At 66.7% G+C, this 25,641-nt stretch carries 28 protein-coding genes; 5 read left to right on the forward strand and 23 right to left on the reverse strand.

All coding sequences use genetic code 11. The features are described from left to right. The first annotated feature begins 125 nt into the window (after window positions 1-125). Both KY389_RS13605 and KY389_RS13610 read left to right on the forward strand, forming a co-directional pair. Window positions 126-392, forward strand: coding sequence for an oligopeptide/dipeptide ABC transporter ATP-binding protein (locus tag KY389_RS13605; protein ID WP_219831532.1), 267 nt, complete (start codon window positions 126-128; stop codon window positions 390-392). Window positions 393-510: 118 nt separating this feature from the next. Further along, a complete protein-coding gene (locus KY389_RS13610; protein ID WP_219831533.1) occupies window positions 511-768 on the forward strand; it encodes a sulfurtransferase TusA family protein in 258 nt (85 codons plus the stop codon). Here the strand turns inward: KY389_RS13610 and KY389_RS13615 are convergent. The 4 genes from KY389_RS13615 to KY389_RS13630 all read right to left on the reverse strand — a co-directional run bounded on the left by KY389_RS13615 (window position 765) and on the right by KY389_RS13630 (window position 4,060). Next, window positions 765-1,277 carry a DUF2478 domain-containing protein gene (locus KY389_RS13615; protein ID WP_219831534.1) on the reverse strand — a complete coding sequence of 171 codons (513 nt, stop codon included), beginning with the start codon at window positions 1,275-1,277 and terminating at the stop codon, window positions 765-767. The two genes, KY389_RS13610 and KY389_RS13615, sit on opposite strands and share 4 nt — an antisense overlap. Window positions 1,278-1,810: 533 nt before the next feature. Continuing rightward, the gene (locus tag KY389_RS13620; RefSeq protein ID WP_219831535.1) at window positions 1,811-2,629 is read right to left on the reverse strand and encodes an ABC transporter substrate-binding protein; all 819 of its coding nucleotides are present in this window, start codon (window positions 2,627-2,629) and stop codon (window positions 1,811-1,813) included. Between the two features lie 25 nt (window positions 2,630-2,654). After that, window positions 2,655-3,368: an ATP-binding cassette domain-containing protein gene (locus tag KY389_RS13625; RefSeq protein WP_246588132.1), complete on the reverse strand. Its 714-nt coding sequence runs from the start codon at window positions 3,366-3,368 to the stop codon at window positions 2,655-2,657. Further along, complete coding sequence (locus KY389_RS13630) at window positions 3,365-4,060, reverse strand: ABC transporter permease (protein ID WP_343222967.1); 696 nt, start codon at window positions 4,058-4,060, stop codon at window positions 3,365-3,367. Before KY389_RS13630 ends, KY389_RS13625 begins: the two co-directional genes overlap by 4 nt. 118 nt (window positions 4,061-4,178) lie before the next feature. On the opposite strand from KY389_RS13630, the gene KY389_RS13635 reads away from it, so the two are divergent. Continuing rightward, on the forward strand, window positions 4,179-5,042 hold the full coding sequence (locus KY389_RS13635; RefSeq protein ID WP_219831538.1) for a helix-turn-helix transcriptional regulator: 864 nt from the start codon (window positions 4,179-4,181) through the stop codon (window positions 5,040-5,042). A gap of 6 nt (window positions 5,043-5,048) precedes the next feature. On the opposite strand, the gene KY389_RS13640 is transcribed toward KY389_RS13635, so the two are convergent. The 17 genes from KY389_RS13640 to KY389_RS13720 all read right to left on the reverse strand — a co-directional run bounded on the left by KY389_RS13640 (window position 5,049) and on the right by KY389_RS13720 (window position 19,900). Further along, window positions 5,049-6,332: a molybdopterin-binding protein gene (locus KY389_RS13640; RefSeq protein WP_219831539.1), complete on the reverse strand. Its 1,284-nt coding sequence runs from the start codon at window positions 6,330-6,332 to the stop codon at window positions 5,049-5,051. Beyond that, window positions 6,329-6,820: a molybdopterin-guanine dinucleotide biosynthesis protein B gene (gene mobB, locus KY389_RS13645; RefSeq protein WP_219831540.1), complete on the reverse strand. Its 492-nt coding sequence runs from the start codon at window positions 6,818-6,820 to the stop codon at window positions 6,329-6,331. Before mobB ends, KY389_RS13640 begins: the two co-directional genes overlap by 4 nt. Then, complete coding sequence (gene mobA, locus KY389_RS13650) at window positions 6,817-7,422, reverse strand: molybdenum cofactor guanylyltransferase MobA (RefSeq protein ID WP_219831541.1); 606 nt, start codon at window positions 7,420-7,422, stop codon at window positions 6,817-6,819. Before mobA ends, mobB begins: the two co-directional genes overlap by 4 nt. Beyond that, window positions 7,419-8,288 (reverse strand): formate dehydrogenase accessory sulfurtransferase FdhD, encoded by an 870-nt coding sequence (locus tag KY389_RS13655; protein ID WP_219831542.1) that lies wholly within the window; start codon window positions 8,286-8,288, stop codon window positions 7,419-7,421. Before KY389_RS13655 ends, mobA begins: the two co-directional genes overlap by 4 nt. 80 nt (window positions 8,289-8,368) lie before the next feature. After that, window positions 8,369-9,565, reverse strand: a complete 1,197-nt coding sequence (locus tag KY389_RS13660) for a c-type cytochrome (RefSeq protein WP_219831543.1) — start codon at window positions 9,563-9,565, stop codon at window positions 8,369-8,371. 34 nt (window positions 9,566-9,599) lie between these two features. Further along, window positions 9,600-9,755: a hypothetical protein gene (locus tag KY389_RS13665; RefSeq protein WP_219831544.1), complete on the reverse strand. Its 156-nt coding sequence runs from the start codon at window positions 9,753-9,755 to the stop codon at window positions 9,600-9,602. A gap of 10 nt (window positions 9,756-9,765) precedes the next feature. Continuing rightward, window positions 9,766-10,839 (reverse strand): Mrp/NBP35 family ATP-binding protein, encoded by a 1,074-nt coding sequence (locus KY389_RS13670; RefSeq protein WP_246588133.1) that lies wholly within the window; start codon window positions 10,837-10,839, stop codon window positions 9,766-9,768. A gap of 68 nt (window positions 10,840-10,907) precedes the next feature. After that, window positions 10,908-11,894 (reverse strand): formate dehydrogenase subunit gamma, encoded by a 987-nt coding sequence (locus KY389_RS13675; protein ID WP_246588134.1) that lies wholly within the window; start codon window positions 11,892-11,894, stop codon window positions 10,908-10,910. 11 nt (window positions 11,895-11,905) lie between these two features. Next, window positions 11,906-12,502, reverse strand: coding sequence for a formate dehydrogenase FDH3 subunit beta (fdh3B, locus tag KY389_RS13680; RefSeq protein WP_219831545.1), 597 nt, complete (start codon window positions 12,500-12,502; stop codon window positions 11,906-11,908). A 15-nt stretch (window positions 12,503-12,517) separates the two neighbouring features. Then, window positions 12,518-15,478, reverse strand: coding sequence for a formate dehydrogenase subunit alpha (locus KY389_RS13685; protein WP_219831546.1), 2,961 nt, complete (start codon window positions 15,476-15,478; stop codon window positions 12,518-12,520). Beyond that, window positions 15,478-15,693 carry a hypothetical protein gene (locus KY389_RS13690; protein WP_219831547.1) on the reverse strand — a complete coding sequence of 72 codons (216 nt, stop codon included), beginning with the start codon at window positions 15,691-15,693 and terminating at the stop codon, window positions 15,478-15,480. The genes KY389_RS13685 and KY389_RS13690 overlap by 1 nt, the downstream gene beginning before the upstream one ends. Before the next feature lie 57 nt (window positions 15,694-15,750). Next, the gene (locus KY389_RS13695; RefSeq protein WP_219831548.1) at window positions 15,751-16,356 is read right to left on the reverse strand and encodes a TorD/DmsD family molecular chaperone; all 606 of its coding nucleotides are present in this window, start codon (window positions 16,354-16,356) and stop codon (window positions 15,751-15,753) included. A 150-nt stretch (window positions 16,357-16,506) separates the two neighbouring features. After that, window positions 16,507-17,094 (reverse strand): DUF3306 domain-containing protein, encoded by a 588-nt coding sequence (locus KY389_RS13700; protein WP_219831549.1) that lies wholly within the window; start codon window positions 17,092-17,094, stop codon window positions 16,507-16,509. Continuing rightward, the gene (locus KY389_RS13705) at window positions 17,091-17,630 is read right to left on the reverse strand and encodes a DUF3305 domain-containing protein (protein ID WP_219831550.1); all 540 of its coding nucleotides are present in this window, start codon (window positions 17,628-17,630) and stop codon (window positions 17,091-17,093) included. Before KY389_RS13705 ends, KY389_RS13700 begins: the two co-directional genes overlap by 4 nt. A gap of 13 nt (window positions 17,631-17,643) precedes the next feature. After that, window positions 17,644-18,633: a DUF6352 family protein gene (locus KY389_RS13710; protein ID WP_219831551.1), complete on the reverse strand. Its 990-nt coding sequence runs from the start codon at window positions 18,631-18,633 to the stop codon at window positions 17,644-17,646. Then, complete coding sequence (locus tag KY389_RS13715; RefSeq protein ID WP_219831552.1) at window positions 18,633-19,178, reverse strand: DUF6505 family protein; 546 nt, start codon at window positions 19,176-19,178, stop codon at window positions 18,633-18,635. Before KY389_RS13715 ends, KY389_RS13710 begins: the two co-directional genes overlap by 1 nt. Continuing rightward, a complete protein-coding gene (locus KY389_RS13720) occupies window positions 19,175-19,900 on the reverse strand; it encodes a biotin/lipoate--protein ligase family protein (RefSeq protein WP_219831553.1) in 726 nt (241 codons plus the stop codon). The genes KY389_RS13715 and KY389_RS13720 overlap by 4 nt, the downstream gene beginning before the upstream one ends. 91 nt (window positions 19,901-19,991) lie before the next feature. Here KY389_RS13720 and KY389_RS13725 point away from each other — a divergent pair, with 91 nt between their 5' ends. After that, complete coding sequence (locus KY389_RS13725; protein WP_246588135.1) at window positions 19,992-21,944, forward strand: 4Fe-4S dicluster domain-containing protein; 1,953 nt, start codon at window positions 19,992-19,994, stop codon at window positions 21,942-21,944. 174 nt (window positions 21,945-22,118) lie between these two features. After that, window positions 22,119-23,201 carry a phenylalanine--tRNA ligase subunit alpha gene (gene pheS, locus KY389_RS13730; RefSeq protein WP_219831554.1) on the forward strand — a complete coding sequence of 361 codons (1,083 nt, stop codon included), beginning with the start codon at window positions 22,119-22,121 and terminating at the stop codon, window positions 23,199-23,201. A 238-nt stretch (window positions 23,202-23,439) separates the two neighbouring features. Here pheS and KY389_RS13735 read toward each other — a convergent pair whose 3' ends face one another. Together KY389_RS13735 and malG are read right to left on the reverse strand one after the other, a co-directional pair. Then, window positions 23,440-24,621, reverse strand: coding sequence for a carbohydrate porin (locus KY389_RS13735; RefSeq protein WP_219831555.1), 1,182 nt, complete (start codon window positions 24,619-24,621; stop codon window positions 23,440-23,442). A 119-nt stretch (window positions 24,622-24,740) separates the two neighbouring features. Next, a complete protein-coding gene (gene malG / locus KY389_RS13740) occupies window positions 24,741-25,631 on the reverse strand; it encodes a maltose ABC transporter permease MalG (RefSeq protein ID WP_219831556.1) in 891 nt (296 codons plus the stop codon). Window positions 25,632-25,641 lie beyond the last annotated feature (10 nt).

Consider the following 25,641-nt stretch of genomic DNA (forward strand, 5'->3'; position numbering starts at 1 on the left):
CTCACGCCGCCGAATAATGGCACACAAAAAGAGAACAAACTCGACTTGCGAGTGGCCCTGAAAACAGGGGCAGGTCAAGGTGACCGCGAAACGCGCACGAGATCGGGAGGCTCTACCTGGGGCGCTTGGGCGAAATCACCCCGTCCGAGGCGCTGTTCGCCACACCCTGCCACCCATATATGCGAATGCGGCTGGACGCAGTGCCGGACATCCGGATGACCGGCCGCCGCCGTGAAAAGGTCGAGAGCGAGATCCAGATCCCATCGACCCGCCGCCGGGCTGTCTTCTTCCACACGCGCCGCCCCATTGCCAATGATCGCTGCCGGTCCGAGATCCCAGCCCTGACGCCGTGCGGGGCACAGGCCGCCGCCTGTCACGCGGGCGAAGAATGACGCATCTGAAACCGGATCGGGCTACGCTCGTCCTTCGGTCGGGTCGCGGTCTCCGCCGGATTGCAGTGATGCGCCCAGGCCGCTAGGTTTGACACGAGACCACAGGGACTCTGCACCGATGTCAGCCGATGCTGAAATGCTTGATACAACGGGGCTCTTGTGTCCCCTGCCCGTGCTCAAGGCGCGCAAGCGGCTCAAGGCCATGGCGCCGGGCAGCCTGTTGCGGCTGGTCGCGACCGATCCGGCGGCGGTGATCGACGTGCCGCATTTCTGTGCCGAGGCCGGTCACGAACTGGTCGCCACCGAAGAGCCCGAGGGCGGGCAAGCCCGCATCTTCGTGATCCGCCGTGGTCCGGGCCGCCCCTCAGGCGCCTAGGCCCATACGCCGCGAAAGGCGGAATACCATGCGGTGATCGCCTGCAGTTCGGCGCTGACCTCCGTCGCCATGTCTCCGGCAAAGTCCAGAAACGCCGCTTTCTGTATCGCCGACACCGTGGTCAGGACCGGAATGCCATCCGCCAGCGCCTTGCCGATCAGATCGCGAAAGCCGCGCCCCTCGGCCTCGGATTTTCCGAACTTGTTGACGATCAGAAGATCGGGTGCAGCACGGGCCATCCCAGCCTCGACAAGGGCCACGGCCTCGGCCAGCCCTTGAGGGTCCAGCCGACAGCCCTTCGCATCGCGCCCCAGATCCTGAGAGATCGCGACGACGCGATCCGAGCCCAGAACCGCCAGCATCATCCGGCAGGGCCGGTCCGGCGCAACCTCGTGGTTCTGCTGCAAGGCACCCGCGATGCGCAGGCCTTCCCGCGCCAGGCACGCGGCGGCATTGGCCAACAACGCATCCAGACCGCCCTGCCCGTCATTGACCAGAAATCCCAGCATCCGAGCCTCCACATTTTCTCCCGGAAGCATTGTTTCTTGAACGGGCCGCTGACAAGGGCTGTCGCGGACAGAAGGGCGTCGGCAGAGCTCTTGTGGCCCAGCAGGCCGTCATGCGCCTCGCGGGCCGCGCGCAGGGCAGCCTGCAGCGCCCTGACCTCGTGCGGCCGTGCGCCCGGATGCACCGCGTCGCGGCCGCCTTCGCGCAAGACGGCCACCATGCCGGGCTGTTGAAATCACGGATCGCCGCCGGGCACAGAAGCGGGCCGAGCCGAACGCCAAAGGCGATGGTCTCGGCGTTCAGCATCAGGCGCAGCGTCTCGACGCCGAGGCTTCGGCCAGATCGGCGGCCGCAGCGCGACGCCCCTCACGGGGGGCGGTCAACCGCGCACGAGCGACCGGATCGCCGCATCGCTTGTCCTGACCCGCGCGGCGAATGCCCCTGCCCGGCCGAGCCTGCGCAAGGGGCTGGAAAAGCCCAGAAGCCAGGTCATGTCCAGAACCTGGCCAGGCGCCGTGATAAATGCCCCTGACGATCACTCGCTGCGGGTGGCGGGAAGGAACGGCTGCTCGCCCCCGATGGTGAAACCTGCGATGGCCGCCTGCCCCGCATCCGAGATAATCCAGTCGATGAAGGCCTGCCCCTGTTCGGCCTTGATATGGGCGTGCCTCTTGGGGTTCACCAGGATGATGCCGTAAGGGTTGAACAGCGCCGGGTCGCCCTGATGGACGATTTCCAGCGGGCCACGATTGTCGAAGCCAAGCCAGCTACCGCGATCGGTCAGCGCATAGGCAGGCAGCTGCGCGGCCATGTTCAGCATGGCGCCCATGCCGGAACCGGTGGACAGATACCATTCGCCCGCAGGCTCGATCCCTGCCGCGGACCACAGGGCCTTTTCCGCGACATGGGTGCCGCTGTCATCCCCGCGCGAGACGAAGGACGCGCCGGCCGCGGCAATGGCCGCCATCGCGCTGGCAGCGTCCGGGGCCTCGCGCAGGCGGGCCGGATCGTCGCCGGGGCCGACGATGACGAAATCGTTGTGCATCACGTCGAAACGCTCGACCCCGTAGCCCTCGGCCACAAAGGTCTCTTCCTGAGCGCGGGCATGAACGAAAACCACATCCGCATCGCCCCGGCGTCCGGTCTCCAGCGCCTGCCCGGTCCCCTGCACGACGACGCGCACCTCGATCCCCGTTTCGGCCTCGAAGATCGGCAGGATATGCCCGAACAAGCCCGAATTTTCGGTCGAGGTGGTCACGGCGACGGTGATGAAATCCCGCGCGGCGGCGGGCAGCGCGACCAGAAGCCCCAAGGCAGAGGCGGCTGTCAGAATGACACGGCAGCTATGGGTCACGCTTCGCTTGCCTCACCTTTTGCGATTACCAGATCAGATCACCCGCAAGGAATGCGCGCGCCTCGGGCGTTTCGGGCCCCGCGAAGAAGTCGGCGGCCGGGCGGTGTTCGATCAGGCGGCCGCGATGCAGAAAGGCCACGTCCTGACCCAGACGCCGGGCTTGTCCAAGATCATGCGTGGTCATGACAATGGTGATGCCCTCGTCGGAAAACCGGGCAACCATCTCTTCGATGATGCGGGTGGCCGCTGGGTCCAGCGCCGAAGTCGGCTCGTCCAGAAACAGCACTTGCGGTCGTATCGCCCAGGCCCGGGCCAGCGCAAGGCGTTGCTGTTCGCCGCCCGACAGAAGCCGCGCGGGGCGATCCGCCATCGCCGCCAGCCCGAAACGGTCCAGCGTCAGGGCCACCGCCTCGCGCCGCGCCGCACGCGCCAGACCACGCAGCGCCAGAGGATAATCCAGATTGGCCGCCACGGATCGGCGCAACAGGACGGGGCGTTGAAAGACCATGGCCTGCGCCTCGGGCCGCGGCTCGCCGCTGGCCCAGAACCGGCGGCCCGCACTGGGGTCGATCAAGCCGTGGCAGAGCCGCAGAAACAGGCTCTTGCCCGCGCCGTTTGCACCCATCACGATCAGTCGTCGCCCGGCCTCGACGCGCAGCGTCAGACCCGACAGCAGGGCTGCGCCGCGCGGCGCATAGGTCACATCCTCAAGCGACAAGGGCAGGATCGGCGCACTCATCCCAGCCGCCCCCGCGCCCATTGCCCAACCCCCCAGGCCAGCGCGTTCAGCGTCAGGGTCAGGGTAAGCAGGACGATCCCAAGCGCGACCGCCAGCCCCAGATTGCCGCGGCTGGTCTCCAGCGTGATCGCGGTGGTCATGGTGCGCGTATGACCCGCGATATTGCCGCCAACGATCAGAACCGCGCCCACCTCGGCGCTGGCGCGACCGAAACCCGCCAGCACCCCCGTCAGCAGCGACACGCGCCCGTCCCACAGCAACGTCGGCACGGCCCGCAGCCGCCCCGCTCCAAGCGACAGAAGCTGTTCGCGATATTCGGCCCACAGATCCTCGACCACAGACCGGGTCAGAGAGATCACGATGGGCAGGATCAGAAGCGTCTGCGCCATGATCATGGCCGTCGGCGTGAACAGCAGCGCCAGCGGCCCAAGCGGCCCGGATCGGGACAGCAGCAGATAGACGACCAGCCCCGCGACGACCGGCGGCAGGCCCATCAGCGCGTTCGACACCACGATCATCGCCCCACGACCCGGAAACCGCGCCAGCGCCAGCGCCGCCCCCAGGGGCAGCCCGATCACGCAGGCAATCGCCACCGCGCCCAAGGTGACACGCAGCGACAGGCCGATGATTTGCAGCAGCGCGTCATCGCCGCTGGCAATCAGGGTAAAGGCGGTTGCAAAAGGCCCGTCCACAGTAACTCCTTGCGCAGATTTCCAGAAGAAAGCAAAAACAGCGACATGATTCAAACATGTAACTTTTGCAGGTTTTTGCATCAGGATGCGCGATAACTGTCCTCTGCCATCACCGCTGATGACGACTGCAGAGGTCGCCGAATATCTGCGTATCAAGGAAAGGACCATCTACGAGATGGTTGCGCGGCAGACGATCCCGTTCAGCCGCGTCACCGGCAAGCTTCTGTTCCCACGCAGGCTGATCGACGCCTGGCTCGAAGCGCAAACCGAATTGCCTGCCGCGGGAATTGGCGCCGCGCCACCGATTTATGCAGGCTCGAACGATCCGCTGCTGGAATGGGCGCTCAGGCAATCGGGCGGCGGGCTGGCGGTGCTGGCGCGCGGATCGGTTCAGGGGCTTGAAGACCTGGCGGCGGGGCGTGCGGTTCTGGCGGGGTTTCACCTGATCGACCCGCAGACGGGCGAATGGAACATCGCGGCGGCGCGCGCCCATCTGCCCGGCACGTCGCATGTGCTCATCCATTGGGCGCGGCGCGTGCAGGGCCTGATCCTTGCGCCCGGAAATCCCCTGAGGATCGCCGGGCTGAAGGACGCCGCAGAGCGCGGGCTGCGCTTTGCGACACGCGGCGCGGGTGCCGGATCGACCCGACTGCTCGAGATGCTTCTGTCGCGCGAAGGGCTGACCATGGCCGACCTGACCATCGCGGACCTACCGACCGAGACCCACGCCGATCTGGCCGCCCTGATCGAGACAGGAATGGCCGATCTGGGTCTTGGCCTTCAGGCCGTGGCCGGGCATCTGGGTTTTCTGCCGCTGGTCGCGGATGAAAGCTTCGATCTGGCAATGACCCGACGCGACTATTTCGAGCCGCCTATTCAGACGCTGCTGGCCTTTGCGCGCACGGATGGCTTTGCCCGCAGGGCCGAATATCTGGGCGGTTACGACCTGACCGATCTGGGCAAGGTTCTGTGGAACGGCTGAGGCGGCTTAGCCCGCCGCGCCCTGCATGACCCCGAACGAGGCGTAGGGCAAAAAGCGCACCGGATCGCCGGGGCCGATCTCGCAGGCTTCGTCGGGCAGTTCGACAAATCCCGTCCCCCATGACAGCCCCGAGATCCGGCCCGAACCCTCGGAGGCAAAGACCTCGGCCCGGCCCTCGGCATCCAACCGCGCGCGCAGGAACTCGCGGCGGCCCGCCTTCTTGCGCTTGGAAAAACTGGCAGGCACCGTGAAGGCCTGCGGCACCGTCCAGCCCGCGCCCGACAGCAGCGACAGTGCAGGGCGCGCAAAGACCAGCGCGCAGGTATAGGCCGCGACCGGGTTGCCCGGCAGGCCAAGGACCGGCACGCCCTGCCACAGGGCCAGCGCCAGCGGGCGGCCCGGCTTGATCGCGATGCGCCAACTGGTCAGCGTGCCCTGATCGCGCAACAGCCGCGAGACGTGATCCTCGTCCCCTGCCGAGGCGCCGCCCGAGGTCAGGATCACATCGGCCTGCGCCGCGCCTTCGTCCAACCGCGCGGCGATCTGGGCCGGATCATCGGGGGCAAGGCCCAGATCGACCGGCTCGAAGCCCCAGGCTTCGGCCAGGGCCAGAAGCATCGGGCGGTTCGCGTCATAGATCTGGTGCGGCAAGGCGGCGCGCGACGGGTCGGACAACAATTCGTCCCCGGTGGACAGGACCGCAACGCGCAGGCGGCGATGCACCTGCACCCGCGCGATGCCAAGCGCGGTCAGCAGGGCGACATCGGCCGGGCCAAGGCGGCGGCCCTTGGGCAGGGCCACGGCGCCTAGGGCCAGATCCTCGCCCGCCTGGCGCGTGTTCGCGCCGTGCTTGACCGGCCCGTCAAAGACCAATGTCGTGCCATCGGTCGCGCAATCCTCCTGCATCACGACCGTATCGACACCGGGGGGCAGGATCGCGCCGGTCAGGATCCGCAACGCCTGACCCATCGGCAGTGTGCCGTCAAAGGGCTGCCCCGCCGCCGCGCGCCCCTGCGCCAGAGGCAGACGCTGCACGCCCTCGCCCGTTGCTGCATGGGCAAAACCGTAGCCGTCCACCGCCGCATTGGGCATGGGCGGGTTCGAGCGCATGGCAATGGCGGGCGCGGCCAGCACGCGCCCCACGGCCTGAGCGGTGGGACTTTCCTCGGTGTCGGTCACGGCATGAAGGGCGGCGCGCAGCCGCGCCAGGGCCTCGTCCACCGGCAGCCAGTCCACCCCCTGCGGCATGGCAAAGGCATCGTTGCGAAGGCGCGGCGGGGTCAGGCTCATAGGTGCACCTCGGATCGGATGAAGGCGGCGATGGCGGGAATGTCGTCCAGATCGAAGCGGGGCAGGCCGATGGCAAGCGCGCTGTCCGAGGCGATGGCCCGGATCGTGGGATTGCCCGGCGCCAGCAGGGCGCGGCCGATGACGGCGCGGTGGGTCTCGATCTTGGGATAGGGGGCGCGCTTGTAGCCCTCGACCAGGACCAGATCGCAGGGCGCCAGATGCGCCAGCAGATCGGCCAGAGCCGGTTCGGCATCGCCGCGCAGCTCCGTCATCACGGCCCATCGGGCCGGCGAGGCGACGATGACCTGCCTTGCGCCCGCCTGCCGATGGCGGAAGCTGTCGCGGCCGGGATGGTCGATCTCGGTGTCGTGATGAGCGTGCTTGACGGTCGAGACGCTGAGGCCCTGCCCCGCGAAATGCGCAACCAGTCGTTCGGTCAGCGTGGTCTTGCCGGTATTCTTCCAGCCGGTGATGCCGTAAACCCTCATGCCCGACGAGCCAGCGCGTCGGCCCGGACGATATCCTGAGGCGTGTTGACGTTGAAGAACGGATCGAAGGGCGCGCTGTCGAACGCGGCCAGACCGGCGCCAAGCCCGTCGGTCCACAAGACGATCTTGCGCAAGCCCCCCGTCAGCGCGGCGCGAAGGTCATCGCGCAGCGCGACGGGCCAAAGACCAAAGGTCGGGTGGCGCCGCAACTTGCCCGTCTGATCCGGGCTGGCCGCAAGGCACAGACCCGACGGACCCGCATGGGCCGCCAGACGCGCCGCCAGGTCGCGCGGGAAAAAAGGCGTGTCGGCGGCAGCGGTCACGATGGCATCGGCGCCCTGCTCGGCTGCCCAGTCCAGGCCCGCCAGAACACCGGCCAGAGGGCCGGGATGGCCGGGCAGGCTGTCGGACAGCACGGGCAGACCGAACTCCGACAGGCGCGCGGGATCGCCATTGGCGTTGATCGCCACCGCGCCCACTTGGGGTGTCAAGCGGTCAAGCACATGGTCGATCAGGCGCTTCCCGCCGACCTTCAGCAGGCCCTTGTCGCCGCCGCCCATCCGCGTGGCCCGCCCGCCTGCCAGAACGATGCCCGCGATCATTCCTCGGCTCCCTTGCGGCGATGCCTGCGATCCTCGTCGGGGACATGCGCCAGATCGGCGTCGCGGATCAGCCGCCCCTCGCCCGACAGGCAGACAAACCGCTGCCCGCGCATCCGGCCGATCAGCGTCAGACCCAATCGCTGCGCGATCTCGACGCCCCATGCCGTGAAGCCCGAGCGCGAGGCCAGAACCGGTATCCCCATCATCGCCGTCTTGATCACCATTTCGGATGTCAGGCGGCCCGTCGTGTAGAGGATCTTGTCCGACGCAGGCACGTCATGGCGCAGCATGAAGCCCGCAACCTTGTCCACCGCGTTATGGCGGCCGACATCTTCCATATAGACCAGAACGCGGTCCTGCTGGCACAGGACCGTGCCATGGATCGCCCCCGCGGTCAGATAAAGCGAGGGCAGGGTGTTGATGCGCCGCGCCAGGGCGTAAAGCCAACTGGTGCGGATTTCGGCTTCAGGCAGCGTCACGCCCTCCAGCCCCTCCATCATGTCGCCGAAGACCGTGCCCACCGCGCAACCGCTGGTGCGGGTCTTCTTCTTCAGCTTTTCCTCGTAATTGCTTTGGGTCGCGGTGCGGACGACGACGGTCTCGACATCCTCGTCGTAATCGACGCCGGTCACCACGTCATCGTCACGCAGCATCCCCTGATTGCGCAGGAAGCCAAGCGCCAGATATTCCGGGTAATCGCCGATCGTCATGGCGGTGACGATCTCCTGGCTATTGAGGTAGATCGTCAGCGGGCGTTCCTCGACCACGGCAATCTCGATCTCGGCCCCGGTCTGGTCATGCCCGCGGACCGCGCGCGTCAGGCGCGGCAGCGTCGGATCGGGCAACAAGGGGCAGGTCGGTGTCATGGTGCTTCCGGCATGATGGGGGCAGGTATAGCCCACCTTGCGCGCGATGCCAGCCCCTGAGGCAGGGGCGTCACGCGGTCTCAGGGGGCGAACTGCGCCAGATACTCGGCCAAGGCCGCGCGGTCCTCGGGATCGGCGATGCGCTGATCGGGCATCCGCGAACCCGGCGTATAGGCTTCGGGGCCTTGCTCGAACAGGGCGGACAGGGTCTCGGGCGTCCAGATGATCGACAGATCGCGCAGGGCCGGCGAGAAGGCATAGCCCTCGACACTGGCGATCCGGCGGCCGAACAGGCCGTGCAGGCTGGGCCCAGCGCGGGAATGATCGCCGGGGGCCAGAGAATGGCAGATGGCGCAGGCCCGCCAGACCTCGGCGCCGCGGCTGCCGTCCTGCTCGGAGCCATCAGAGACAGGCTTTGACGCGCCAAGGGGATGCCCATCGGCGAGCAAAAAGCGCTGGATGACGCCTTGCGCACCCGCGGTGAACAGCACGTCCTCGTCCAAGGCGAGCGCCCAGACCGGACCGGCCCCGCCCGGAACCTCGGCCCGAATGGTCAGAAAGGGCAGATCCAGAATCCAGACCGCGCCATCAACCGCCGCAGCCGCGACCGTGCCAGGCGCCGAGGCCACCGCAATCAGCGGACGGTCGGTCAGAAAACGCTCGGGCAGAAGCGCGCCATCGGCCGACATCAGCCGCAGGTTGCCATCGGCGAAGGGCACGGCCAGCACATCCCCGGCGCGGGCAAGGCCGTTGGGCAGACCCGGCAGATTGCCGCGCGCCACCAGCCGGTCGCCTGCGTCCCATCGGGCAAAGCGCAAATCCGCGCCGACCGAAACAAGTGTGCCGTCCGCCATGAAGGCCAGCCCCGTGACCCGCCCGTCATGCGCATCGAACGCGGTCAAGCTGCCATCGGCAAGCGCGATCCGGCCGATGCGGCCATCGCCAAAGCCCGCCGCAAGGGCGCCGTCCGCATAGGCCAGGGCCGTCACCGGTGCAGGCCCGGGCGGGGTGGCCCAGACAGGCCCATCCTGCCCCGCGCGCCACAGCGCCACACGTCCATCCTGAGCGGCGCTGGCGAACCCGTCGGGCAGCAGCGATACCGCGCTGACATTGCCGCTGTGGAAATGCTCGATCCGCGCGGCGATGCCGTCATCAGCGTGCCACAGGATGACGCGGCCGTCGAAGCCGCCCGACACGACCCGCTGCGCCCCGGCGTCAAGCGCGCTGACCGGCCCGCCATGACCGACGGGATTCTGCGCGGAGACGGGCAACGCCATCAGAACAAGAGCCAGCGCAGCAAGGCGCATCGCTTCAGTTACCCAGCAGGTTCGAGCCGGGATTGTCCACCCGCGCCCCCTCGGTCGTAAAAGCGGAATAGGCGGCGCTCTGGAAATTGGCGTTCAGGATATGGCTGGCGCCATAGGCGACAATCACGGCAAAGACGACCGCGGCGGCAAAGGCTTTCATCGGTTTCTCCTCATGGGTTGGGGCCAAGGGCCCGGCGCTCGGGGCTGAGCCCGGCCAGGATCGACCGGGCGATCCGTTGGTAGATCGCGCCCAGCACCCCGTCGGGGTCGCGCGCGGTGATGGGCTGGCCGGAATCGGAGGCAGCGCGCAGTTCCATCGTCAGGGGGACGGCACCAAGGAAAGGCACACGCAACCGCGCGGCTTCGGCCTGCGCGCCGCCCTCGCCAAAGATCGCGTGCCGGCTGCCGCAATCAGGGCAGATGAAATGTGCCATGTTCTCGACGATGCCCAGGATCGGCACATCGACCTTGCGGAACATGGCGATGCCGCGCCGAGCGTCGATCAGCGACAGATCCTGGGGCGTGGACACGATCACCGCGCCCGACAGACGCGTCCCCTGCGCCAGCGCAAGCTGCGCGTCGCCGGTGCCGGGGGGCATGTCCACCAGCAACACGTCCAGTGCGCCCCATTCAACATCGGCCATCATCTGCGTGATCGCCGACATGACCATCGGCCCGCGCCAGACCATCGCGGTTTCCGCATCCACCAGAACGCCCATCGACATGGCGCGCAGACCGTAAGCCTGCATCGGCCGCAGCTTGCGCCCCTCGGCTGCGGGCTTGCCATGCAGGCCCAGCAGCGTGGGCAGGCTGGGGCCGTAGATATCAGCGTCTAGGACACCCACCTTCAGCCCCTGCGCCGCCATGCCAAGGGCCAGATTGACCGTGGTCGTGGACTTGCCCACACCGCCCTTGCCCGAAGCCACGGCGATCACATGGCGCACCCGCGCCAGAGGGTCGTTCTTGGACGCGGGCCGGGCATCCAGTTTTGGGGGGGCGGGTGTTTCGGCGGTCAGCACCACAAAGGCGCTGGTGATCCCCGGAACGGCGCGCAGTCGCGCCTCGGCCTGATCACGCAGCGCGGCCAGCGACGGCGCCTCGGCCGGGCTGGTCTGGATGGACAGGTTCACGCGGTTTCCAACAACACCCAGAACGATTCGGCCCGAGTCCAGCAGGTCGGTTCCGTCAGGCAGGAACAGACCCGCCAACGCATTGCGCAGCATGTCGTCGCTGAGTTCGGCCATATCGGGTTCCTGCGGTGTGAACGCGCCCCGCCCAGCCGGGCCGAGCGCGTCAGGCATGTCTCAGGGCATCACTCGGCGGGATGCGCCTTGGGATGACCCGCTGCGCCCGTCTCGCCCTTGATCTCTTCGACCCACAGCGAATGATGCTCGCGCGCCCAGTTCTCATCGACCTCGCCCGAGCCCATGGCGTCGAAGGCGCCCTCCATCCCGACCGAGCCGATATAGATATGCGCGATGATGACCGCCGTCAGGCCGGCGGCGGTCAGGGCATGGATCGTCTGATAGAGCTGCCAGTCCGCAGGCGTCCCGGCCTGCGCGGGGAACAGCATCATGATCCCCGTGAAGGACAGCGCCGCTCCGCCCAGGATGACAGACCAGAAGATCAGCTTCTGCCCGGCATTGAACTTTCTGGCGGGCGGGTGAACACCCTTTTTCAGAAGCCCGCCGCCCTGCTTGATCCACTGCCAGTCCACGGCGTTCGGAATGTTGTGGACGGCCCAGAGCAGCAGGACGAGCACCAGGGCAATCATGAAGGGCCAGGCCAGGAAATTATGGGCAAGCTTGCCCCAGGCGGACAGCGTGCCAAAGGCGTCGGCCCCGATCAGGGGCAGGATCAGCCAGCGACCGACCACGATGTTCAGGCCGGTCAGCGCCAGGATGATGAAGGTGCTGGCCAGCGTCCAATGCGCAAAGCGCTCTAGCGCGTTGAAGCGCAGGATGGTGCGGCCCGACAGACCTGAATCGACCCGAATCCTGCCACGGACCAGGTAGAACAGCGCCAGCAGAACGATGATCGCCACGATCGGCCCGACGACCAGAAGATGCAGCGTCTCGGCCTGAAGGGCAGCCCAGGACTTGTTTTCGGGCTTGATCAGATAGGCTGCGGCCGCATCGGGAATGGTGACCCGACCAACGACAGGGGCAGTGCCCAGGCTTTCGAACAGCTGGTCCTCGGTCACTGAACTGGCCGTCGGATTGACCTGCGCTATGACCGGACCGGACAGGCCGACGGCCAGGGACAGCACGGCAAGGAAGCGGGTGAGAAGATTACTCATCGGTTTTCTCCTCAGACCGATACGGTTTCGCCATATGCCGTGCGCCAACCCCAAGCGCCCGAGCCGTAGCCGCGCGTCACGACGCGTTCGCGGTAGATTTCGGCGATGATGTCGCCGTCGCCCGCCAGAAGAGCCTTGGTCGAGCACATCTCGGCGCAGAGCGGCAGCTTGCCCTCGGCCAGACGGTTCGCGCCATATTTGACGTATTCCGCCTGGCTGTGATCGGCCTCGGGACCGCCCGAGCAATAGGTGCACTTGTCCATCTTGCCGCGCGTTCCGAAATTCGCGGTCTGCGGGTATTGGGGGGCACCGAAGGGGCAGGCAAAGCTGCAATAGCCGCAGCCGATGCAGGTGTCCTTGTTGTGCAGGACAACACCATCGGCGGTGGTGTAGAAGCAGTTCACCGGGCAGACCGAGGCGCAGGGTGCGTCCGTGCAATGCATGCAGGCCATCGAAACCGAACGCTCGCCCGGCAGACCGTCATTGATGGTGACGACCCGGCGGCGGTTGATGCCCCAAGGCACCTCGTGTTCGTTCTTGCAGGCCGTGACGCAGGCGTTGCACTCGATGCAGCGGTCAGCGTCGCAAAGGAATTTCATTCGTGCCATATCCTGCATCCTCCCTTATGCAGCCGCGATCTGGCAAAGTGTGACCTTGCCCTCGTGCATACCGGTCACGGGGTCATAACCGTAGGTGGTGATGACGTTGACCGATTCGCCCAGCACGATCGGGTCCGTGCCCTGCGGATAATTCCCCCTTTGATCGACGCCCTGGAACCAGCCCGCAAAATGGAAGGGCATGAAGGCCACGCCCTTGCCCACCCGCTCTGTGACCAGGGCCTTCACCCGAGCCTTCGAGCCGCCCTCGGCGCCCGTTACCCAGACCCAGCCCCCATCGACGATGCCGCGCGCGGCCGCATCCTCGGGGTTGATCTCGACGAACATGTCCTGTTGCAATTCGGCAAGCCACGGGTTCGAGCGGGTCTCTTCGCCGCCGCCTTCGTATTCGACCAGCCGCCCCGAGGTCAGGATCAGCGGGAAGCTCTCGTGGACGTTGTTGGCCAGGTTCGCCTCTTGCACGGTCTTGCCGATGTTCGGCATCCTCTGCTGTCGGCCGTTTTCGCGGGTCGGGTATTCGGCGACCAGATCGGGGCGCGGCGAATAGAGAGGCTCGCGGTGCACCGGGATCGGGTCGGGCAGGTTCCACGCCACCGCGCGGGCCTTGCCGTTGCCAAAGGGCACGCAGCCATGTTTCAGCGCGACACGCTGGATGCCGCCCGAAAGATCGGTGGACCAGGACACCGCGCCCGGATCGTCACCACCGATCTGCATGATCGTCGCGCGTTCCTCAGCGGTCAGGTCGCTGTCCCAGCCCAGTTGTTCAAGCAGGGCAAAGGTGAATTCGGGATAACCGTCCTGGATCTCGGAGCCGCGCGGCCAGCTGCCCTCGGCCAGAAGGGTCTGGCCCTCGTGTTCAAGCCCGAAGCGCGGACGGAAGGCGCCACCGCCCTCCATCGGGTGCAGGTTGGTATTGTAAAGGATATGCGTCCCCGGATGGCGCAATTCCGGCGTTCCCCAACAGGGCCAGGGCAAGCCGTAATAATCGCCGCGGATTTCCTCGGGCGCATCTGGCAGGGCGCGCAGGGTGATCAGGTCGAACTTGTCCTGATTGGCCATATGCGCCTTGAGGCGTTCGGGCGATTGCCCCGTATAGCCGGTGGACCAGCCGCCGCGGTTGATCTCTCGCAGGATGGATTCCGGCGTGGGCTCCATCCCGAACTTGCCCTGCACCATCTCGAAGTTCTTGAACATCTCGTCGGCAAAGCCGAGACGCCGCGACAGGGCATAGATGACGGCATAATCATTGTCGGATTCGAAGATCGGATCGACGATCTTTTCGCCCCACTGAACCGACCGGTTCGACGCCGTGCGCGAACCCGAACATTCGAACTGCGTGCAGATCGGCAGCAGATAGGTGTTGTCCGTGCGCGAGTGCAGCGCGGCAAAGGTGGTCGGATGCGGGTCGGCCACGACCAGCAGGTCCAGCGCATCCATGCCCCGCTGCGCGTCCTGCATTCGAGGAACGGTGTTGCCGCCGTGCCCGAAGACGATCATCGCCTTGATATTGTCCTGCTGGTCGATTTCATCCGTGTCGATCGTCACGGCGTCGAACCAGCGGGTCGAGGTGATGCCCGGCACTTCCATGTTCTGTTCGGGTGTGCGCGCCTCGCGACCACCCTTGGCAGGCACGGCGTCGAAACGGCTGACGAAATATTCGTAGGGCACATCCCAGACGCGGGCCCAGTGCTTCCAGGCACCGGCGCCCAGACCATAGTAGCAAGGCAGGTTGCCCACATCCAGGCCGAAATCGGTCGCGCCCTGCACGTTGCAATGCCCGCGAAAGATGTTGGCGCCGTTGCCTTCGGCGCCGACATTACCCGTCGCCAGAAGCAGGATGTTGTAGGCACGCACATTCGCCGTGCCGACCGTGTGCTGCGTGCCGCCCATGCACCAGATGAAGGTCGAGGGGCGTTCCTTGGCGAATTTCTCGGCCACGCGCTTCAGCGTCTGGCCATCGACCCCGGAGATACGCTCGACCACATCGGGCGGATAGGCGCGAACGGCCTCGCGGACCTGATCCATGCCCCAGACACGCTGGGCGATGTATTCCCGGTCCTCCCAGCCATTCTCGAAGATATGCCACAGCATCCCGTGGATGACCGCGATGTCGGTGCCGGGACGGAAACGCACATATTCGGTGGCATGAGCCGCCGTGCGGGTAAAGCGCGGATCAAGGACAATGACATTGGCGCGCTGCGTCTCCTTGCCCTCGAGGATGTGCTGCAACGAGACGGGATGCGCCTCGGCCGCGTTCGAGCCCATGAACACGACAGTCTTTGCGTTGCGGATGTCGTTGTAGCTGTTGGTCTGCGCGCCGTAGCCCCAGGTGTTGGCCACGCCCGCGACCGTGGTCGAGTGGCAGATGCGCGCCTGATGATCCACGTTGTTCGTGCCCCAGAAGGCCGCGAACTTGCGGAAGAGATAGGCCCCTTCGTTCGAGAACTTGGCCGAGCCGAGGAAATAGACCGAATCAGCGCCCGAACGGCCCCGGATTTCGGTCATCTTCTCGGCGATCTCGTCCAGCGCCTGGTCCCAGCTGATGCGCTGCCATTCGCCGCCGACCTTCTTCATCGGATACTTGACCCGACGATCGCCATGGACCAGCTCGCGCACCGAGGCACCCTTGGCACAATGCGTGCCGCGGTTGATCGGGCTGCCATAGGCCGGTTCCTGACCGACCCAGACACCGTTCTGCACCTCGGCCTTGACCGTGCAGCCGACCGAACAATGGGTGCACATGTTGGTCCTGATCTCGACGGGCTGCGACAGGTCGGTGAAGCCCGACGCCTCGACCCGGCGGGTCATGCCCGCGCCAAGCGTGCCAAGCGCGGCAAGTCCGCCCACCGACAGGCCTGAGGCCCGCAGGAAGCTGCGGCGGTCAAGGGGCTTGGCCGCGACCGATGCCGCCAGTTGCGACAGACGGCCCGTGGCTGCCGTTTCACGATTTCTGCGTTTGGTCAGCATCACTTGTCCCCCCGGGGATAGTAGCGGTTGGTGCGGTAATAGGTCTCGACATGGGGGGTTTTTCGATAACGCGCCCGCGTGCGCTCATCGCCGGTTTCCGCGAAGGCCGGCATCGCCGATCCCGCACCCAGGGCCGTTGCGGCCGCCCCTGTGGCCGCGACCCCGAAAAAGGCACGACGGTTCAACGACGAGCCCTTGGTCTTGTCCTTGGTCATCTCTTTCCCCTCCCTGGCGCGGGTCAGGCCACCCTGCGCGAATCATGATTTCCAACCTCACGCCGCCAGCGAAAAGGCGCGCGCCTCGATATCGACAAGCAGGCGGCCCAACTCGGCCACCGAACGATAGAACCGGGCACTGGGCGCCACGGCGAGATCGTCGAAGAACTGCCCGGCCCAAGGCGCGACATGACGCGCGAAAAAGGCCGATTGTTCATCAAGGCCGGCCGCGATCCGGCCATGGGCCATGTCTGCCATCACCTCGAACAGCAGGGCGATGTGGTCCTCGGGCTCGAACCGGCCCTCGGCCCGCGCGACGCCAAGGCGTGCCAGATCGGCGCGAACCTCGGCCAGCGGGCGCTCGTTGAGGAAGCCGGTCCGGTAAAAACTGCCATAGGGCAGCAATTCGCCGCGCCCGACACCGACGAAGACAGCGAAGAATTCGCGTTCGACCTGGGCGGCATCGGTGCGCGCCGCCGCAGCGGCCAAGGCGTTCACCGCCTGGCCGAACGCCGTCGAATCGCCGGACAGGCCGGCAATACCGTCCAGCAGATCCTGCGAAGGCGCAGCAGCAAGCAGAGCGCCCAGGAAGCGATACTGATCGCCACGGGCGCGGTCCATTCCCTCGATAGCTGGCCCCGCAGCGGGCTGGCTGTCTGTCATGTCAGTGCATTTCCTCTGATCGCTGCATTGACATGCAACGGGATGTAAACGTTAGCGGATTGACGCTATTCTGTCCACAAGATCCGGCAGAGCTGCGACCAGCGCCCCGGCTCTGGTATCGACCGGTGGCGCGACAACGCGGTCGCGGCGTCAGGTCGGCAATGCACCGCCATGCCGGTGAGGGCGCTGCGGGGCTGGCGAATCATCGTCGGGATGCGCAGCTTGCGCAGCAGCGTCAGGCAGGATCGAGCCACGATCTTCGGACGCGGCTGAAGCCTCGGAAGGGGCCTCGGCCATGGTGGGCGCGTCCGCAGGTTCGGGCGCGGGCGGCGGCTTCGGGGGGGCCAGCAGATCGCGCAGCATCTGCGCCGCGCGTTCCGGCGCCGGGGCACAGCCGTCGCCCGGGACGCCGCCAGGCGTGTTCCAGTCCCAGGCGTAATCCACCGCCGGATCGCGGTGATCGCGAATCGCGGGTGTCAGCATCCAGATCCGCCTCAGCGCCGCGTTCTTCAGCACGGCAGGCACGCCGGGACGCAGAAAGGCGCGGATGTCGCTGCCTGCGGTCAGATCCTCGATGCGCGGCAGGGCGGCCAATTCCTCGTCGGACAGGGTTTCGGGTTCGACGGGTTCAGTTTCAGGCAGGGCTTCGGCTGCGGGTTGCTCTGGCTCGGGCGCGGTCCGGGCCTTGCGTTTACGGCGCGACCAGCGCGACAGGAAGTTGTCATCCTTGTCGCTCACAGGTCCAGCCCCTTGCCCTTGCGCGCCTGCCACGAATCCTCGGGCCGCAGCACGCGCGGACCGCGTGCGATCAGCGCATTGGGATCGTTCGGCAAGCGCTTGCGCTTCTTGAACGGGATCTCGACGTGATGGGTCGCCACAAAGTGCTGGACCGTCGCCTGAACAGCGGGCGGCATCGGCACTGCCGCCACGATCAGGTCCAGATCCGAAGCCAGACCCTCGCCCTCGTAAGGATCGGCGGTCAGGCAGACCAGCCGCGCCCGGGCGGGATCGGCGCCCCGCAGCGCCACCCAGATCGACGGGCGCCCGGATTGCAGGTTGTCGCGGTGATGCCCGGTATCGCCCGACCACAGGATCAGGTCGCGCCCACCCAGATACCAGGTCTCGACGCCATCCTCGCTTATCAGCAGCGTGTTGGCGGGGGTCCGGGGTTCAGGCGTCAGAACGGCCGTGGGCTGCAATTCGCCCTTGCCCCAGCGGGTGACCGGAGGGCGACGGATCGCCAGAACGCCGAGACGCAGGACGTGCTGTGGCATCGGCTTTTCCCCCCTAATGCAGCGCAGGTTCTGCCAAAGGCAGACCCGACAGCAGGTTTTGCGGCTTCATCCGCAGCGTGTTATCGGCCGGAAGGCCCAGGATCAGCCAGACCGGCTGGCCCGCAAGATCGGCGCGCACCGGCACATGAGGCCCGAAATCCAGCCGGAACAGACCCACCAGTGTCGCGGGCAGCGCCCGTCCATGCCAGAGCGCATCACCGATTGCAGTCCCTGCGGGATCAAGGCCCACATACCAGCGCAGATCGACATCCTGGGCCGAGGTCTGCGCCGTCACCGTCACTTCGATCCCCAACATATGCGTGATGAAGGCCTCAAGCGCCCGCGCCATGCCCGCCCGCGCCAAAGGGTCGCCACCGAAGTTCAGCACGGTCGTATGCGCGTCGGAACGCGACCAATAGGTCCATTCATTGCCGCCGCCCAGCACGTCCAGCCCGTCCACCCCGCCCGAGAACATCGCGGTCAGAGGCGCGGCCTGCATGTCCCGGGCGAATTGCGTCACCAACTCGTCATCGGCCAGCAAGAGCCTTCCGTCCTTCACATGCGCGCGCTGGGGTCGGAAAAGACACTCGGCCGCACGCAGGACTTGGGGATCATCGCAGCCGTCCAGCGCGTTGCGCAGGATCAGCTGCACCAGTTGCGACAGGAATAGGACTGGCAGGCGCAGGCCCTGTTCCATGATGGCGGCATATCCGGCCTCGATCGTGCCCGCGCGCAGCAGGTGATCGCGCAGCGTCAGGAAAAAACGCCAGTTCTCTTGCGCGTCACGGTCGGCCAAAGCGGCCAGTTCGGATACAGGCACCTCGGCGCGGGGCCTCTGCAGCAGCCGCCCATGCAGCGCCCGTTCCGCCGCGCAGGCATCGGGCGGGGGCAGCAATTCGGGGCGCGCCAGCCATGCCAGCAGCAATTCGTCGGTGACCACCATGCGCCCTGCCGCGTCCAGCCGCGTCAGATGATGGCCCGAGGCAACCCAGAATTCCGGCATCAGACCCGCCCTTTCAGATCGAAGATGTCCACGTGATCCTCGACTTCCTCGAAGAACTGGAAGGCGCGGTCATGGCCCCGAAGGTGGCTGGCCGAAAAGGCGGTCTCATCGCGGGGCCTCAGCGTGCGGAACTGTTCGCGGATATCAGGGCCGTCATGCCGCCGATGCAGCGCGATCAGGCGGTTCAGGTCGTGGCCGTGGCACAGGGCCTCGGCCAGGGCGACCTCTTCCTCGGCGGCGGGTCGGGCGGCCTCGACCGAGGGCGCGCCCAGATGCACGACCAATTGGCGCGCCAGCGTCTCGACCATCGCCGCACGCTCGGCGGCGCTGGCCTGCTGCACGGTGACAAGGGTGGAATGCCCGAAGCTGTCCACCCCCAGAAAGCCCGAGCGGAAGGCGATGGCCTCCTTTCGGGACAGATCGCCGGCATCGCGCCCCCAGAAGAGGAACGTGCCCGGCACCGCCCATTCGCCCGGCTCTGCCGCGCGGGCAAAGACGACCGTGTCGGAGGCGTCCAGCCGGATGGTGCGCGGCAGACGGGTCACAGGCGCGGCCCCGTCTCGTCGCGCCAGTCCTGCGCGGCCAGTGCCTCGGCCAGGGCGGCAAAGCGGCGGCCACCGCCCGAGGGTGTCATCTCGAACAGGCGGTCGCCCTCGATCCGCCGGACGCCGCGCAGCAGCGGCGGATCCACGCGCATCAGGTAGCGGTTGGTCACGGCATCAAAGCCGTCATGCGTCCAGCGGTCGAAATAGAGCATCATGTAGGACGCGAAGGTCGAGACGATCAGCCCTGCGGGGTCGAAGCCCTCCTCTTTCAACGAGGTGCTGTGCGGATAGAGCCCGGGCTCGGCAATCTGGTCGCGATCCGCGATGAGTTCAGCGCCAAAGACCATCCAGTCGGGCACCTGATCCTCGGCACAGCCGGGCGCCACGACAAGGCGTCCGCCCCCCAGACGCGCGGCATCATAGATCACCCGGTCGGGCCACTCCAGCCGCACGGGCCGTTCCGGCGGACAATGCGCAGCCAAGGCATCGGCCAGCGCGGTCATGCCCAGAAGAAACGCGCGCCGGGCCTCTGCCAGTGGCACTTCGGGTTCCAGAACGACGGCAAAGGCCAGCAGGCCGGGCGATTCATGCATGACCAGAAGGCCCGCACCATGGTCAGGCGCCAGCCGGGCGGCCTCGACCAGGGCGTCGCGCGCGTCGCTGCGGTGCAGCGTGAATGCCGGCGGCAGATCCACCCGTGCGGGCGCGATGGTTTGTGACATTCCGCTCCTCCCCCGCTACCTTTTGCAGGCAGTTCGGACTACATCTGCACAGATAGTCCAGCCAAAGCCCATCGAAAAGGCCCAGCCCGACATGACAGACGCGCGAATGATCTGCACCTGCGAGGGAACGATGACCCTGGCGCCCGAAACGCTTGGCGCCGAGGGCAGGCCAGCGACCCAGCTTTGCCGCGCCCAGCTGGACCATTTCCGCGCGGCGCTTGGCGATTTCGCACGGATCACGGTGGCTTGCACGCAGGAGGCGCCGCTGTTCTCCGAGGTAGCACAGGATGCGGGCTATGACGGCACGCTGCGCTTCGCCAATATCCGCGAGACGGCGGGCTGGTCGGACGAAGGAGCAAAGGCCGCGCCCAAGATGGCCGCCCTGCTGGCCATGGCCGAGATCGAGGCCAGCCCATTCGAGGTCGTCACCCTGGAAAGCAACGGTGTCGCGCTGATCCTTGGCCGCGACGCGACCGCTCTGGAGGTCGCACGCGATCTGGCCGACCATCTGGATATCACGGTGCTGCTGCTGCCGGGGTCCGATGTGGTCCCGCCGCGCCAGACGACCTGGCCCGTCATGCAGGGCCGGATCGGTGCCGCACGCGGCCATCTGGGCGCGTTCGAACTGACCGTGAATGCCTTTGCCGCGCCAGCGCCCTCGTCCCGCGCAAGGCTGGAATTCGGCCCCGGCCGCGACGGGGCCGTGTCGCGCGCGGATCTGGTGATCGACCTGACCGGCAATCCCGCACTGTTCCACACGACCCGCCCCGGCTATCTGCGCGCCGATCCGCGCGACCGGGGCGCGGTCGCGCGGCTGGTGGCCGAGGCCGCGCAGATGGTCGGCACGTTCGACAAGCCGAAATTCATCGACTTCACGCCCGGCCTCTGCGCCCATTCGCGCAACACGCTGACCGGCTGCACGCGCTGCCTGGACCTCTGCCCGACCGGCGCCATCACGCCGGCGGGCGACAGCGTGATGATCGACCCTGCCATCTGCGCGGGCTGCGGGCAATGCGCGGCAGCCTGCCCCACCGGGGCCGCCGCCTATGCGCTGCCGGTCGTCGTCAATATCGCGCAGCGCCTGCGCCGGGGCCTTCAGGCCTGGTTCGCAGCGGGCGCCAGGACCGCGCCCGTGATCCTGTTCCACGACGAAGGCCACGGCGCGCCCCTGATCGACGCGATGGCGCGGTTCGGGCGCGGCCTGCCCGCCCATGTCATCCCGGTCCCCGTGAACGAGCCCAGCCAGGTCGGCCCCGAAATCATGGCGGCGGCGCTGGCCTGGGGCGCGGGCGGGGTCCGCGTTCTGGCCAAGGACCGGCCCGCCCATCCGCTGGACGGGCTGGCCGCGACCCTGACGCTGATGGGCGCGGTCTGCTCTGCCTCGGGCCTTGCCGCCGATGCCTGCGCGCTGGTCCAGACCGACGATCCCGACGCGCTGGAGGCCGCCCTCTGGCACCCCGCCCCCGCGGCCCGGCCCGCGCGGTCAGGCTTTCTGCCGCCCGAGGACAAGCGCGGCCTGCTGACACTGGCCATGGCGGAACTGAACCGCACCGCCCCTGCCCCCGCAAGCCGCATCGCCCTGCCCGCGGGTGCGCCCTTTGGCACCGTGCATCTGGATACGGATGCCTGCACGCTCTGCCTGTCCTGCGTGGGTGCCTGCCCGGCCAGCGCGCTTGGCGACATGCCCGACAAGCCCAGCCTGCGCTTTTCGGAAAGCGCCTGCGTGCAATGCGGCATCTGCGAAGCGACCTGTCCCGAACAGGCCATCACGATCGAGCCCCGCATCGACTTCGCCGCCTGGTCCCAGCCACGTCGCATTCTCAAGGAGGAAGAGCCTTTCTGCTGCACCTCCTGCGGCAAGCCCTTCGGGACAGGCTCCAGCATTCGCCGGGTGATGGAAAGGCTGGAAGGCCACTGGATGTTCAGCGGCCCCGAGGGCGAAAGCCGCCGCCGCCTGTTGACGATGTGCGACGATTGCCGCACCCGTGAGGTGGTCATGGCCGGATTCGACCCGCATGACAGTGGCCAGACCGGGCCCCGCTGAGCCAAGGCGGCGCCCAGACCGCCCGCGACCCGGCATCGACGATCCGGTTGTCTGGCGGGCAACAGCCTCCGGTCGGCGGCGTTGTCCCCGACAGCCGCGCAACAGATGACGTTGCCAGGCTTTTCCCGCGCGCGCCACCATGCTAACGCCTCCGCAACTGGAATGAGGCCCGACATGGATGATCTGATCCCCCTGCGCCAGCAATGGCTTGACCGCATCTCGGCCGCCGCCGATCCGAACGCGCTGGAGGATGTCCGCCTCGGCGCGCTTGGCAAGAAGGGCGAGATCAGCCTGAAGATGCGCGAACTGGGCCGCATGAGCCCCGAGGAACGCCAGACCATCGGCAAGGCCCTGAACGAGATCCGCGACGAGATCGACGCCGCGCTGCGCGCCCGCAAGCTGGCGCTGGAAGATGCCGCACTGGACGCGCGGCTGCGCGAGGAATGGCTGGACGTGACCCTGCCGGGACGCCCGCGCCGCCAGGGCAGCATCCACCCGATCAGCCAGGTCACTGACGAGGTGACGGCAATCTTTGCCGATATGGGTTTCTCCGTGGCAGAAGGCCCGCAGGTGGAAAGCGACTGGTTCAATTTCGACGCGCTGAACATCGCGCCCGAACATCCCGCGCGCCAGGAACATGACACCTTCTTCATGCACCGCGCCCCGGGCGACGACCGCCCGCCGCATGTGCTGCGCACCCATACCAGCCCCGTCCAGATCCGCGCAATGCAGGAACACGGCGCACCGATCCGCGTGATCGCGCCGGGCCGCGTCTATCGCATGGACATGGACCAGACGCACACGCCGATGTTCCACCAGATCGAGGGTCTGGCCATCGACCGCGACATTTCCATGGCACAGCTGAAATGGACGCTGGAAGAATTCTGCCGCGCCTTCTTCGAGGTGGATCAGGTCGAACTGCGTTTTCGCGCCTCGCACTTCCCCTTTACCGAACCCTCGGCCGAGGTCGATATCCGTTGCTCGTGGGAGGGCGGCCAGTTGAAGATCGGCAAGGGTAATTCCTGGCTGGAAATCCTGGGCTCGGGCATGGTCCATCCTCATGTCCTGCGCTCGGGCGGAATCGACCCGTCGCAATGGCAGGGCTTTGCCTTCGGCATGGGGATCGACCGGATCGCAATGCTGAAATATGGCATTCCAGACCTGCGCGCCTTCTTTGAAAGCGACCTGCGCTGGTTGCGGCATTACGGTTTCGCAGCGGGCGACGTGCCCAGTATCAGCGGCGGTTTGAGCCGGTAACGCAGCCCCGGCTTGCACATCCGGGCAAGAATCGGATCGTCTTCGGCCTCTGGTCAACGGCCTGTTGACCGGCCCCGGCCGTGCCGGGGATCGCGCCAGCGACGGGCCGGTGCCGTGGCGCCAACGACGCCCTTTTCCCCGCGGAGGTCGCCGCGCACTCGGCGTTGGACCGGACGCCCGCGCGCCCAGATCGGACGGTGCAGGTTGCCGCAGGGGACATCCCCTGCGGCAAGGGTTTTCAGAACCAGGTCTCGAATTGCAGGCCGACCGTTGTTCCGGCCGTGTTCGTGCCATAGGCTTCCTGTTTCGAGATAGCGCCGACATCGCTCCAGGTGCCGCGCGTCACATAGGCGCGCAGCTGCGGGCGATCCCAGAAGCCGCTCTGGCCGAACGTGTAGATGCCCGCCAGCGTGCCCTTCAGCAGGTCGCGGTCGCCGCTGTTGTCGCTGACGCGATCATAGCCGATCTCGGTCGCGATGGCGAAATTGTCGCTCAGCGCGTAATGCGGCCGAATCCCAAGCGAGGTCCATTTCGACTGCTCGCCATCGTTATCGTCAATCTGATGAAGCGCGACAAAGAACAGCTCTGTCCGATCGTCCAGCGGCACCAGCCCATGCATCTGCGCCCGCAGAAGCGAGCGGTCCTTGCCGACATCGGGCGCCCCGTCGGCCGAGAACCCGAAGGCCGCACCGTTGGAATACATCAGGCTGGCCTTCATGTATCCGCCGAAAAACCCGTCGCGCTGCACATGACCCCGCAACGCAATACCATTGTCGCCCGTCGCATCGCCCCGCGCATCGGCGAAGGCGACGCCGATTTCTCCTGTCCAGTTCTCGGCCAGAGCGATGTTTTCAAGCCGGGCATCATAAGTGTGGACGCGATTGAACCTTTCGCGGAATCCCGCGACCGACAACGTGCCGTAGCTCAGTGCAATATTTTCGACCCCCAGCCCGTAGCCATCGAAATTGGAATAGCTCTCATAGTAGAAATCGTTGATGTGGATGTCCTTGCGCTTGTAGTAGCGGCGCCCGGCCCAGATCGCCGCCTCGTCCAAGGCGCCCGCACCCAGCCCGCGGTATCCCAGCCAGGCCTCGCGCAGGGCAACGCTTGCGTCGAAGCTGCCGCGATCGGTCAGGTCATTGCTGTCCCCCGCGATATGATAACGCACCCCCCCGACAAGGGCGCTGCCATTGCCAAGCGGAGCGTCCATCCCGATTCCGAATTCACCGTAGAAATCGTCCTCGTTGCCCAGACGATACTTGGCCCATGCGCCGTTCAACTGCATCGCGGCCAGATCGCCGCCTGCGCTTTCGCCCACGCCGATCCGCAGATAGCCGGTCGTGCTGAAGGGCGATTCCGCCTGAACGGCGGTAGCCCCGATGGCGGCGCAGAACGCCGCCGCGACAATGATCGGTTTCATCCCTGTCTCCCTCTGGTGGTTGTCATCCGGCCAGGCCGTTTCGCGGCCAGGCGCGGTCTTGACCGTCCGGTCGCCAGGCGGACCTGACGAGGAACGGGCATTTCTGGATTGGTCCGGCCTCAGCCCTTGACGGCGCCTTCGCCAAGGCCCCGGACCAGGTATCGCTGCGCGATCAGGAACACGATCGTGATGGGCAGGCCGGACAGGATCGCGGCTGCTGCAAAATTGCCCCACAGATAGCGAAATTCGTTCAGATAAAGCCGTGCGCCGACGGCCAACGTCATCTGGCTTTCCGACCGGATCAGGACCGAGGCGATCGGGTAGTCGTTGATGAAGCCGATGAAGGCCAGCACGAAGACCACCGCCATGATCGGCACCGCCAGGGGCAGGAACACGTATCGAAAGGTCTGCCACGGCGTCGCGCCGTCGATGGCTGCGGCATTGTCCAGCGCGCGGTCTATGGAGTCGAAATAGCCCTTGATCGTCCAGATGTGCAGCGTCACGCCCGACAGATAGATCAGGATCAGCGCGACATGGCTGTTCAGCCCCAGAATTGGCGTCACGCCGCCCAGGGCGTCGAAGATGGCAAAGATCGCCACCAGCGCCAGTGTCGTGGGGAACATCTGGATCAGGAACAGGGCGTCCAGCATCGCGTTCTTGCCGCGGATGCGGATGCGGCTGAAGGAATAGGCCGAGATGGTCGCGATCGCCAGCACGCCCAGCCCCGCGATCACCGAGACCTTGATCGAGTTCCACATCCACAACAGGACCGGATAAGGCGGCGAGACAACCTCTCCGTTCGCGCGGGTATAGTCGAAGCCGAAGGCCAGAACCCAATGCTCCAGCGTGGGATTGTCGGGGATCAGCGAGCCGACCGCGAAATTTCCCTGACGAAAGCTGATCGACAGGACCATCAGAAAGGGGAACAGGATCAGCGCCAGAAAGATCAGCAGGAAGCCATGCGCCAGGATCTTCTTGACGAGCAGGTCACGGGGGCGTTCGACGATCATCGGGCGTTTC

Origin of the sequence: Paracoccus bogoriensis (genome assembly GCF_019431455.1) — a bacterium.
GTDB lineage: Bacteria > Pseudomonadota > Alphaproteobacteria > Rhodobacterales > Rhodobacteraceae > Paracoccus > Paracoccus bogoriensis.

Bases quoted from the DNA above. Each gene is read 5' to 3' on its own strand.
- KY389_RS13610 (WP_219831533.1), top strand. From the start codon at position 511: ATGTCAGCCGATGCTGAAATGCTTGATACAACGGGGCTCTTGTGTCCC.
- fdh3B (WP_219831545.1), bottom strand. From the start codon at position 12,502: ATGGCACGAATGAAATTCCTTTGCGACGCTGACCGCTGCATCGAGTGC.
- mobB (WP_219831540.1), bottom strand. From the start codon at position 6,820: ATGAGGGTTTACGGCATCACCGGCTGGAAGAATACCGGCAAGACCACG.
- KY389_RS13720 (WP_219831553.1), bottom strand. From the start codon at position 19,900: ATGTCACAAACCATCGCGCCCGCACGGGTGGATCTGCCGCCGGCATTC.
- KY389_RS13675 (WP_246588134.1), bottom strand. From the start codon at position 11,894: ATGAGTAATCTTCTCACCCGCTTCCTTGCCGTGCTGTCCCTGGCCGTC.
- KY389_RS13695 (WP_219831548.1), bottom strand. From the start codon at position 16,356: ATGACAGACAGCCAGCCCGCTGCGGGGCCAGCTATCGAGGGAATGGAC.
- KY389_RS13625 (WP_246588132.1), bottom strand. From the start codon at position 3,368: ATGAGTGCGCCGATCCTGCCCTTGTCGCTTGAGGATGTGACCTATGCG.
- mobA (WP_219831541.1), bottom strand. From the start codon at position 7,422: ATGATCGCGGGCATCGTTCTGGCAGGCGGGCGGGCCACGCGGATGGGC.
- KY389_RS13635 (WP_219831538.1), top strand. From the start codon at position 4,179: ATGACGACTGCAGAGGTCGCCGAATATCTGCGTATCAAGGAAAGGACC.
- KY389_RS13655 (WP_219831542.1), bottom strand. From the start codon at position 8,288: ATGACACCGACCTGCCCCTTGTTGCCCGATCCGACGCTGCCGCGCCTG.
- malG (WP_219831556.1), bottom strand. From the start codon at position 25,631: ATGATCGTCGAACGCCCCCGTGACCTGCTCGTCAAGAAGATCCTGGCG.
- KY389_RS13735 (WP_219831555.1), bottom strand. From the start codon at position 24,621: ATGAAACCGATCATTGTCGCGGCGGCGTTCTGCGCCGCCATCGGGGCT.
- KY389_RS13640 (WP_219831539.1), bottom strand. From the start codon at position 6,332: ATGAGCCTGACCCCGCCGCGCCTTCGCAACGATGCCTTTGCCATGCCG.
- KY389_RS13615 (WP_219831534.1), bottom strand. From the start codon at position 1,277: ATGCTGGGATTTCTGGTCAATGACGGGCAGGGCGGTCTGGATGCGTTG.
- KY389_RS13725 (WP_246588135.1), top strand. From the start codon at position 19,992: ATGACAGACGCGCGAATGATCTGCACCTGCGAGGGAACGATGACCCTG.
- KY389_RS13670 (WP_246588133.1), bottom strand. From the start codon at position 10,839: ATGGCCGAACTCAGCGACGACATGCTGCGCAATGCGTTGGCGGGTCTG.
- KY389_RS13690 (WP_219831547.1), bottom strand. From the start codon at position 15,693: ATGACCAAGGACAAGACCAAGGGCTCGTCGTTGAACCGTCGTGCCTTT.
- KY389_RS13705 (WP_219831550.1), bottom strand. From the start codon at position 17,630: ATGCCACAGCACGTCCTGCGTCTCGGCGTTCTGGCGATCCGTCGCCCT.
- KY389_RS13660 (WP_219831543.1), bottom strand. From the start codon at position 9,565: ATGGCGTTGCCCGTCTCCGCGCAGAATCCCGTCGGTCATGGCGGGCCG.
- KY389_RS13685 (WP_219831546.1), bottom strand. From the start codon at position 15,478: ATGCTGACCAAACGCAGAAATCGTGAAACGGCAGCCACGGGCCGTCTG.
- KY389_RS13665 (WP_219831544.1), bottom strand. From the start codon at position 9,755: ATGAAAGCCTTTGCCGCCGCGGTCGTCTTTGCCGTGATTGTCGCCTAT.
- KY389_RS13710 (WP_219831551.1), bottom strand. From the start codon at position 18,633: ATGCCGGAATTCTGGGTTGCCTCGGGCCATCATCTGACGCGGCTGGAC.
- pheS (WP_219831554.1), top strand. From the start codon at position 22,119: ATGGATGATCTGATCCCCCTGCGCCAGCAATGGCTTGACCGCATCTCG.